This window comes from Calidithermus terrae, assembly GCF_003574345.1.
In the GTDB taxonomy this organism is placed as follows: Bacteria; Deinococcota; Deinococci; order Deinococcales; family Thermaceae; genus Calidithermus; species Calidithermus chliarophilus.
Window position 1 is genome coordinate 23,496 of record NZ_QXDL01000020.1, and the last position, 8,776, is coordinate 32,271.

An 8,776-nucleotide genomic window follows, 5' to 3' on the forward strand; every position below is an offset into this window, starting at 1 on the left:
CCTCACCGTCGGCAGGGGGAACCCTCGGCAGGGTTCCCCAGCCGGTCCAGAAGGGGCTTAGGGTCGGCCCCCGGAGGAATGTCCGGAACCTGGCCGGCCACCCGGACCAGGGCTAACTGCTGGGAGAGCCGGGTGCCTAGGACGGCCCCAGGGTTGAGCTGGACAACGAAGAGGGGTTGCCTGAGCTGGTGGTTCCACGGGCGGAAGGAGAGGGGCACCCCCTTGTAGAGGTTGAAGGAAGTCGCAGGGTTCTCCAGGTGGGCGATCAGCCGGGAGGCCTCGGCGCTGCCGGTGGCCAGGATGCTCTCCAGCAGGATCTTCACCGCCGCGTAGGCGGCCCAGGCGGAGGGGTCCATGGGGGTGCCGGTACGGGAGCTGAGCTGGTCGTTGATCTCCCCGGCGCCGTTCTCCTCCAGGGTGGCCTCCCAAAGGCCCAGGCGGTAGGTCTTCTCGGCGGCCGAGGTGGACTGCCCGACCCGCAGCCAGTAGCTGCGGGTCTGGGTGACTGGGTGGGGGAAACTCACCACCGGGGCGTTGAAGGAGACGGCGCCTATCTGCGCCAGGAAGAAGTCCTGGTTTTCCGGGCCCAGCAGGGACAAGACGAGGTCAGGGGTAGCCCGCCGCACGGTCTCCGGTATGTCCTGGTAAGTGCGGCGGTCAGGAGGAATCTCGACCTTGCCCGCCTCGCTCCCGCCGAACTTCGCCACCGCTTGCCGGGCGCGCTGGTAGAGCGCCCTTCCCTCCTCGGTTCCTGGGTAGAGGAAGAACCAGCGGCGGTGTCCCTTGGCCGCGAACCACTGTGCCAGGGTGTCCAGGTACATGGCGGTGCTGGCCTCGAGGTGGAAGGTATAGCGGTAGCAGCTCTCCCTCAGGGCCTCGCTGGGGTCGCCGATGTTGAAGAACAGCACGCCGTGGTCTTCGGCAAACTTGCTGAGCACCTGGGCCTGCCCTTCCCCCAGCCCGCCGATGAGGGCGAAGACCTTCTCCGTGGCCGCCAGGCCCTGAGCCGCCCGCAGGGCGGCCTCGGCGCTGGGGGCGCTGGCCGGCAGGATCTGCAGGTCCATCCCCTGGTTGGCGGCTATCCCGCCCAGCAGATCCTCGGCGATCACCGCCCCGGTCCTGGCCGCGAAGCCCGCCGCGTCGGTGACGGCGGGGTTGCCGGTGGGGACGGGCAGGACCACGCCGACGCGCAGGGGCTCGAGGTCGGTCTGGCCCGGACCGGAGACCTCTGGCTTGGGCAAGGGTGTGTACTGGATGCCGTACTCCTGGAAAACCCCCTGGATATCGCCCCACCTTTGGGCCAGGGCGATGTTGAGCCGGTCCCTCAGTGCTACGTCCCCTTGCCTCACCCCGATCGTCCCTATCTGGAACATCGGCAGCAGGGGGGGGACGATCTCGGGGGAAACGGGCGCGATCTTGAGTTCGGGGTGTTGCTTGGCGTAGGAGGCAGCCACCGGGCCGTCGAGTATGGCAAGGTCGATCTCCTTGCTCAAAAGCGCCCGGATGATGGGGGCGGCCACATCCATCTGGGTGAACACCTGGGCTGGCCGGTACAGGGCTACCTCGAGCCCCAGGTTGCGTAAGGCCTGGTGGGGCAAGCTGAAGGGATAGGTGCTGACCCGCAAGCGTTTGAGGGCCTCGTCCTCCAGCGATTGGATCTCGAAAGGGCTGTCTGCCCGGTAAACGAACACGTGGGGTATCTGGTAGTAGGGCACCGTGCTCAAGACGCCCAGGTACCCGTCCGGGATTCCCATTATCAGGTCGCAGCTCCCCATGCGGAGGTAGTCGCGGACTATGCGGATGTCCGAGGGCGCCCACACGTGGCTCAGGGTGGCTCCCAATTCATCCGCCAGGATCTGCGCGATGCGGTTGTCGAAGCCCTCGAGCTTCGCGGTGGAAGCGGGGGGGTCGTCGGGGTTCGCGCAGACCCGCATTTCCCAGGCGAGCGCCCCCTGGGCCGCTGGAAGAGCAGTCGGGGCTAGGAGGGCCCCTGCGAGCATGAGCATCCTTACGAGGTGGCCGCGCTTTTTGCGGGTCATATGAATCCTTATTGAAGCTGGAGAGACGAGGGGGTGCCTTTTTCGCGAGCACCCCCTCACTGTTCAGGCCCCCTCAGGGCAGGGCGAAGACAAAGGCCGTGACCTCGCCCTCCACTACGGGGGGCAGCCCGGTCTGCCGGTGAGGGAAGAACGTGCCGGCTCCCCCTGCGATCACGGCCACGTACTGCTTGCCCTCGACCATGTAGGTGATGGCGTCCGTCTGCATGTAGGCCGGCATCACCTGCTGCCACAGGATGGTCCCGGTCCTCGCATCGAAGGCCCGGAAGACCCGGTCCATGAAGCCGCTGAACACCACGCCCCCCGCCGTGACCACCGGGCCGTTGAAATTGCGGTAGCCGTAGCCGAATTCCCACACCACCTTGCCCGTAGCCGGGTCGATGGCCGAGAGCGCCCCATAGCGGCTGAACCGGTCGGTGAGGTATTCGAATTCGGCGTTGATGGGGTTCTGGCCGGGCCTCCAGTCGGCCGCGGGCGGGTCATTCCTCAGGTTCGCGCAGTCGTAGGTGTTGGGCCGGTAGTAAAGCCCCGTCTGCGGGCTGAAGGCCGCAGGTTCCCAGTCTACCCAGCGGAAGGCGCAGACCAGCTTCTTTTCGCCTACCTGCTGGTACCGGAAGCTGTCGTCGATGATGGGCTTGCCCTCCGGGGTGAAGCCCTTATGGATCGTGAGCTCGGGGACCATCTGGTGCCACTTGATCATCTGCCCTGTTCTGATGTCGAACAGCAGCAGGAAGCCGGTGGTGGTCGGCAGGAGGGCCACCCGGCGGGTTTGCCCGTCGATCCGCACGTCGCCGATGGTGGGGGTGGCGATCTGGTCGAGGTCCCACTCGTCGTTGGGGATCACCTGATAGTGCCACTTGAGCTTCCCCGTGTCCGCCTCGAGGGCCACCCAACTGGCGGTGTAGAGGTTGTCACCCCTGCGGAAGTCCTTGGCGACCCAGGGGATGGGTTGGCCGATCCCGTAGATCACGGTGCGGGTGACCGGGTCGTAGGCGCCGACGTTCCAGGCCGAGCCCCCGCCCCACTGTGCGGCCGAGGGGGGGTCCCAGCTCTCGAAGCCAGGCTCCCCCGGCTGCGGGATGGCGTTGAAGGTCCAGATGGTCTTTCCGTCCTGGGGGTCCAGGGCCACGACACGCCCGTTGACCCCGCCGATGTCGGCGCCCGAGGGCCCGACGATGATCTTGCCACCGGCGAAGATGGGCCCGGAGGTGAACCCCTCGCCAAGCTCGATCCGGCCGATCTGGCTACTCCAGATCTCCTTCCCCGTTCTAGCCTCGAGGGCGACTACGCGGCCGTCGCCCAGAGTGTGGTAGACCTTGCCGTCAAACACTACCACCGCCCCGCGGTTGCGGCTGGCGGCGAGGGAAGCAGTCTTCTCGTGAAGCTTGACCTTGTACTCCCACGCCAGATCACCGTTGGTGGCGTTAAGGGCGATAACCCGGTCGGGGGCGGGGACATACATGATCCCCCGGTAGACCACCGGCGAGAACTGGGCGTCGGTTCTGAAGCCCAGGCTGCGGCTCCAGGTCAGGCGGAGCCTAGGGACGTTGAAGGTGTTGATCTGGGAGAGAGGGCTGTAGCGCTGCATCTCCAGGTTGCGCCCGTAGGTCGGCCATTCGGTGGGCGGGGGGTTCAGGAGTTCCTGCTCGGTCTGAGCCAGCGCCGCCGGCATGGCTAGCATGGTGAGTACCGCGATAACCCTCAAGTAGCTCCTCCCCTGCGTCTCCATAAGACACCTCCTCAACGCGGCTTACCGCCGTGCCTTGACCATCTCCTCGGTGATGGTTCCGTAGCTGTTGCCCCAGGAGTTGCGGATGAAGGTGATGACCGCCGCGGCTTCCCGGTCTGAGAGCTTGCCCTCGAAGGCGGGCATGTAGCGCGAGCCCTTGAGAACCTGCCTTACGACGAAGTCAGTGTCCTGGAGCTTGCGGTTCTCGGCCAACGCTGGGTTCCCCCGGCCCTGCTCCCCGTGACACATGGCGCAGTTGGCCTTAAAAACCGCTTCGCCTGCCTTCATGAACTCGGGGTTCTGGGCCGCGGCCGCCATGGGCTCCGGGGCGGCAGGGGCTGCCGCTTGGCTCTGCTGTGGCGGCTTGATGGCTACCCCGTAGGGCGAGACCAGGAACCACACCCCGCCCACTCCCTGGCCGGTAGCGTCCCCCGGCTTCTGGTCACGGGCGTAGTAGTACAGCGGCCAGCCGTTGTAGGTGACCTGGAGCGCTCCGTCCTTGCGCTGGGCGGTGCCCAGGAGGCTGGCGGCCACCCCCTTGCCGGCTACAGGCTTATCCTTGACCAACAGGGGCGGCCAGTTCTGGGCGCATTGGTCATAGCAGTTGCTGGTGTTCTTGCCGTCGTTGGTGAAGAGGTAGAGGCTGCGCCCCTGGGCGTCGGTAAGGTAGGAGCCGTGGGTCGGGCTCTGGGCCACCAGCACGCCGGGCTCCTGGGCGTTAAAGGCGGTGACCCCCGGAAGAAGGCTCGAGCACACCACGCCGAGCACCACGAGCCGCTTAAACCTTACGCCTGTGTGCATCTTGGCCTCCCAAAGCCGGGCGTATTGTGGCAATACGCCCCGAACCAACCGAACAAAACCGCTCCTGACCGGACTTGCTTAGCTTTAACTTTTATATGGTTCTACGATAACCCATTTGCCGCGCCCAAGCAAGCAACCGGCATAATTCGCGTCGTCAGGGCGACACCCGCTGTCCCGCCCCGGTGCTTCGGTTCAGGTTCCAGGAAAACCCCGCGCCTGCTCCGCCTGGGGGCAGGCGAAATCCGGTGTTTGATAAAATCAAATTCATTTGACTGAATCAAATAACCGGCGAATGCCTGGCGCCGCTCGAGGCGTGCCCGCCAGGGTTTGACAGGATCAAATCCGCCTGATCTAATCAACTCATCATGGAACGCTACGTGATCCAGGCGGCCTACAAGACGCTGCAGGTTCTGCTGGCCTTCACCCACGCCCCCCACCGCTTCTCGCTGGCCGAACTCACCGAGCTGACCGGGATGGACAAGAACCAGGTCTTCCGGGCGGTAAAGACCCTCGAGCACGCCGGCTTCTTGAGCAGCGAGCCCGACGGGAAGCTGGTCCTGACCTCCGTGGTCAACGCCCTGACCGCGAGCAACCACCGCACGGCGGCGGTCTCCCTGCCCCGGGCCGCCGCCGGCCACATGTACCGCCTGTTCGAGCAGACCGGGGAGACCGTGGGGCTTTACGCCTACGACGGGGAACAGGCGGTGTGCATCGACCTGCTCGAGAGCGTCAAGGCCATTCGCTGGGCCTCGCTCATCGGCAAGCACCTGCACCTGCACGCGGGGGCGGGAGCCAAGGCCATCCTGGCCTACCTGGACCCCAAGGCCCAGCAGGCGTTCTTGGGGAAGCTGCATACCCTCCCCAAGTACACCCCGCGCACCATCACCGACCCCGAGCTCATGCGGCGCGAAATCGAGCGCACCCGCGAGCGGGGTTACGCCGTCAGCGACCGGGAGTACGACGCCGAGACCCGCGCCGTCTCCGCGCCGATCTTCAGCGCCAGCGGCCGGGTCGTGGGGTCGATCGCGGTGGGGGGCCCTGCCTTTCGCATGGCCGACGAACACCTGCAGATTTATGGCCACATGGCCGTGGGTACGGCCGCCGAGATCTCCGCGGAGATGGGCTTCCTCCGGCTGGGCTCGAGGGTCTCCTCCACCTCCTAGACGTGCCGCGCCGGCCCCGCCCGCGCCCGGAGGCATTCCGGGGGGTTCAGCGGTATACTATGAAAGTTCAAGCAGGAAAGAGGTGGGCCATGGGAGTAGGCGTGAGGGCGTTGGCGCTGCTTGCCATCCTGGTGGCGAGCGCTTCGGCTTTGGCTCAGGAGCCCCGGGTCGTGCGGGTGGGGCTCCAGGCAGGGGGAACTTTCAGTTGGGTAGTCTACGCGATCGAGCGTTTCGGCATCGACAAGGAACTGGGCATACAGGTCAAGGAGGTGACTTACCCCTCCAAGCAGGCCACCCAGATCGCCCTGCGCTCGGGCGAGGTGCAGGTCACGGTGGACGACTTCATCGAGGCCGTCCGCATGCAGCAGCAGGGGATCCCGGCTCGAGCGGTCTACCCCTACAGCCTGGTGACGGGCGGGGTGGTGGTCCGCGCCGACAGCCCCATCAAGAGCGTCGCCGACCTCAAGGGCAAGACCATCGCCGCGCAGAGCCTGGGGGATAAGAGCCTGCTCATCCTGCGGGCGCTGGCGGTCTTCAAGTACGGCTTCGACCCCCAGAAAGACAGCAAGGTGGTGGCCGCCGCCCCCCCGCTGATGGCCGAGCTGCTGCGCAAGGGCGAGATCGACGCGGGCCTGCCCTTCTGGCACTTCGTCGCCCGCCAGGTGGCCTCGGGCGAGTCGCGCGAGCTGATCTCGGCCGCCGCCATGCTCAAGGAGCTCGGCGCCCCGCCCGACCTGCCGCTGCTGCTGATCATCGCCCGCAACGACGCCGACGCCGGCACCATCGAGCGCCTGCTCAAGGCGGTCCAGCTCGCCAACCAGCGCATGAGGGAGACCGACGCCTTCTGGAAGGAGATCCTCGACAGAAACCTCTACGCCCTGCCCGACGCCTCCCTCATGCCCGCCGTGCGCAAGCGCTGGGAGGCGGGCTTGCCCCAGCGCTGGGACGCGGGGGTGGTGGTGGGCCTGACCAACCTGGTGCAGCGCATGGTGCAGGTGGCCGGCGCGGAGGTGGTAGGGGTCTCGCGCTTCGACGCCCGCGCCTACAGCACCCAGTTCAGGCCGCTGGGCGACTAGCGCGAGGGGCGGCAACCGTGCTGAAGCAACCGCCTACGGCCGCACCCCGCCCGGGTCAGGGGTAGCGTGGAGGCCCTGCCCGCCCGGGCCCAACCCCGCGCCACGGGGGAGTTGTCCCGTTCGCTGGGGCTGCGCCTGCTGTCGCTATTGTCGATCGTGCTGGTGTGGCTGCTGTTGTCGTGGCTGATGGGGCGCACGGTGGTCCCGGGGCCGCTCGAGACCGTCGCCTTCCTGGCGCGCGAGCACGAGCGCGGGCAGTTGTGGCTGCACATCGGCATCACCTTGTGGCGGGTGATGGTCGCCTTCGCCATCACCATGGCCCTGGGCGTGCTGATCGGGGTGGCGGTGGGGGCCTCGCGCACCCTCGACCGGCTGCTGGAGGCCTGGGTGGTCACCGGGCTGGCGGTCCCCCGCATCCTGCCGCTGGTGGTGTGCTACTTGCTCATCGGGCTCAACGACACGGCGGCCATCGTGGGGCTGGTGATCATCCTGGTGCCGCAGGTGGTGGTGCAGATGCGCGAGGGCATCCGCGCCATCGACGTCAAGCTGGTGGAGATGGCCCGCGCCCTGCGCCGCCCGAGGGGCCAGATCTGGCGGCAGGTGGTGCTGCCCCAATTGGCCCCCTACCTGCTGGGCACCGCGCGCGGGGCGCTTTCGCTGAGCTGGAAGATGGTGGTGTTCGCCGAGCTGCTGGGCCGCACGAGCGGGGTGGGCTACCAGATCAACTTCTACTTCCAGATGTTCGAGATGCGCGGCATCCTGGCCTACGGGCTGGCCATGACGCTGGTGCTGGCGGCCGTGGACCTCACGATGCTGGCTTTGGGCGAGCGGGCCTTCCGCTGGCGGCGGCCGGTGGAGCGGGTGGTCTGATGGCGGGGGTCCGCTGCGTGGGCCTGCGCAAGGTGTTCGCCTCGAGCCGGGGCCCGAAGGTGGTGCTGGAGGGGGTGAACCTGGAGGTGGAGAGCGGGGAGTTCGTCGCCATCGTGGGCCCCTCGGGCTGCGGCAAGAGCACCCTGCTCAACATCCTCAGCGGCCTCGAGCGCGACTACGAGGGCCGGGTGAGCTTCCCCGGCTTCGCCGGGAGCGGCGAGCCCGTCCTGGGCTACGTGTTCCAGGAGCCCCGCCTGCTGCCGTGGATGACGGTGCGGCAGAACATCCACTTCGCCCTCGAGGCCACCCCCTCCCCGGAGGCGGGCGCGCGGGTGCGGAACTGGCTCGAGCGGGTGGGCCTGGCCGACTACTACGACTACTACCCCAACCAGCTCTCCGTGGGCATGCAGCACCGGGTGTCCCTGGCCCGTGCCCTCATCCTCGACCCCCAGGTGCTGCTGCTCGACGAGCCCTTCAGCTCCCTCGACGAGATCACCGCCATGAGCATGCGCGGGGAGGTGCTGGAGCTGTGGAAGGAGCAGCGGGGGACCGTGCTGCTGGTGACGCACAACCCCCTCGAGGCGGTCTACCTCGCCGACCGGGTGCTCATCATGGCCGCCAACCCCGGGCGTATCGTCGCCGAGCTCGATCTCACCGGGCGACTGCCGCGACCCCGCGACCCCGAGGACCGGCGGCTGTGGGAGCTCTCCCGCGAGACCGTGCGCCTGCTCTCCCCCCACCTCCGCCTGGGCAGTGCGGCCGGCGGCTGAGCCTGGGAATCACCTCGACACCGTTCCGTGCCCTTTTTCGTTGTTTTAGCGGGAGGGGTTGTGTTGCGGTGCTTTGGTTTGGCGACCCCCGCTCCGCCGTCAGGGGCCGGAGGGGGAGGCCATTCCACGTGGCGAGGGCATCGCGGTACGCGACCCGGCATACGCCGGAAACCTGCTCCCCCTGGGCTCCCCCGAGGGACCCCAGGTCACCGGCGGAGCCGGTACGGCCTACGGCCACCCCCTCGCAGACATGCCGCCGGCCCCGGCGGCATGTCTGCGAGGGGGTGGCCGTAGGCCGTACCGGCTCCGC

At 67.5% G+C, this 8,776-nt stretch carries 7 protein-coding genes; 4 read left to right on the plus strand and 3 right to left on the minus strand.

All coding sequences use genetic code 11. The features are described 5' to 3' along the window. Positions 1-2 precede the first annotated feature (2 nt). The 3 genes from Mterra_RS03980 to Mterra_RS03990 form a co-directional block, all read right to left on the minus strand. On the minus strand, positions 3-1,934 hold the full coding sequence (locus Mterra_RS03980; RefSeq protein ID WP_170159545.1) for an ABC transporter substrate-binding protein: 1,932 nt from the start codon (positions 1,932-1,934) through the stop codon (positions 3-5). A 178-nt stretch (positions 1,935-2,112) separates the two neighbouring features. Continuing rightward, positions 2,113-3,786, minus strand: coding sequence for a pyrroloquinoline quinone-dependent dehydrogenase (locus tag Mterra_RS03985; RefSeq protein ID WP_119313993.1), 1,674 nt, complete (start codon positions 3,784-3,786; stop codon positions 2,113-2,115). A 21-nt stretch (positions 3,787-3,807) separates the two neighbouring features. Continuing rightward, positions 3,808-4,587, minus strand: coding sequence for a c-type cytochrome (locus Mterra_RS03990; RefSeq protein ID WP_119313994.1), 780 nt, complete (start codon positions 4,585-4,587; stop codon positions 3,808-3,810). 365 nt (positions 4,588-4,952) lie between these two features. On the opposite strand from Mterra_RS03990, the gene Mterra_RS03995 reads away from it, so the two are divergent. The 4 genes from Mterra_RS03995 (at position 4,953) to Mterra_RS04010 (ending at position 8,466) form a co-directional block, all read left to right on the plus strand. Next, positions 4,953-5,750 (plus strand): IclR family transcriptional regulator, encoded by a 798-nt coding sequence (locus tag Mterra_RS03995; RefSeq protein WP_119313995.1) that lies wholly within the window; start codon positions 4,953-4,955, stop codon positions 5,748-5,750. A gap of 89 nt (positions 5,751-5,839) precedes the next feature. Continuing rightward, positions 5,840-6,826: an ABC transporter substrate-binding protein gene (locus tag Mterra_RS04000; protein ID WP_119313996.1), complete on the plus strand. Its 987-nt coding sequence runs from the start codon at positions 5,840-5,842 to the stop codon at positions 6,824-6,826. 66 nt (positions 6,827-6,892) lie between these two features. Continuing rightward, positions 6,893-7,696, plus strand: a complete 804-nt coding sequence (locus tag Mterra_RS04005) for an ABC transporter permease (protein WP_119313997.1) — start codon at positions 6,893-6,895, stop codon at positions 7,694-7,696. Beyond that, positions 7,696-8,466, plus strand: coding sequence for an ABC transporter ATP-binding protein (locus Mterra_RS04010; protein WP_119313998.1), 771 nt, complete (start codon positions 7,696-7,698; stop codon positions 8,464-8,466). Before Mterra_RS04005 ends, Mterra_RS04010 begins: the two co-directional genes overlap by 1 nt. Positions 8,467-8,776: the final 310 nt, after the last annotated feature.

What these genes read in the sequence shown, in the direction of transcription:
- Mterra_RS03985 (WP_119313993.1), bottom strand. Translation starts at nt 3,786, where the DNA reads ATGGAGACGCAGGGGAGGAGCTACTTGAGGGTTATCGCGGTACTCACC.
- Mterra_RS04010 (WP_119313998.1), top strand. Translation starts at nt 7,696, where the DNA reads ATGGCGGGGGTCCGCTGCGTGGGCCTGCGCAAGGTGTTCGCCTCGAGC.
- Mterra_RS03980 (WP_170159545.1), bottom strand. Translation starts at nt 1,934, where the DNA reads ATGCGGGTCTGCGCGAACCCCGACGACCCCCCCGCTTCCACCGCGAAG.
- Mterra_RS03990 (WP_119313994.1), bottom strand. Translation starts at nt 4,587, where the DNA reads ATGCACACAGGCGTAAGGTTTAAGCGGCTCGTGGTGCTCGGCGTGGTG.
- Mterra_RS03995 (WP_119313995.1), top strand. Translation starts at nt 4,953, where the DNA reads ATGGAACGCTACGTGATCCAGGCGGCCTACAAGACGCTGCAGGTTCTG.
- Mterra_RS04000 (WP_119313996.1), top strand. Translation starts at nt 5,840, where the DNA reads ATGGGAGTAGGCGTGAGGGCGTTGGCGCTGCTTGCCATCCTGGTGGCG.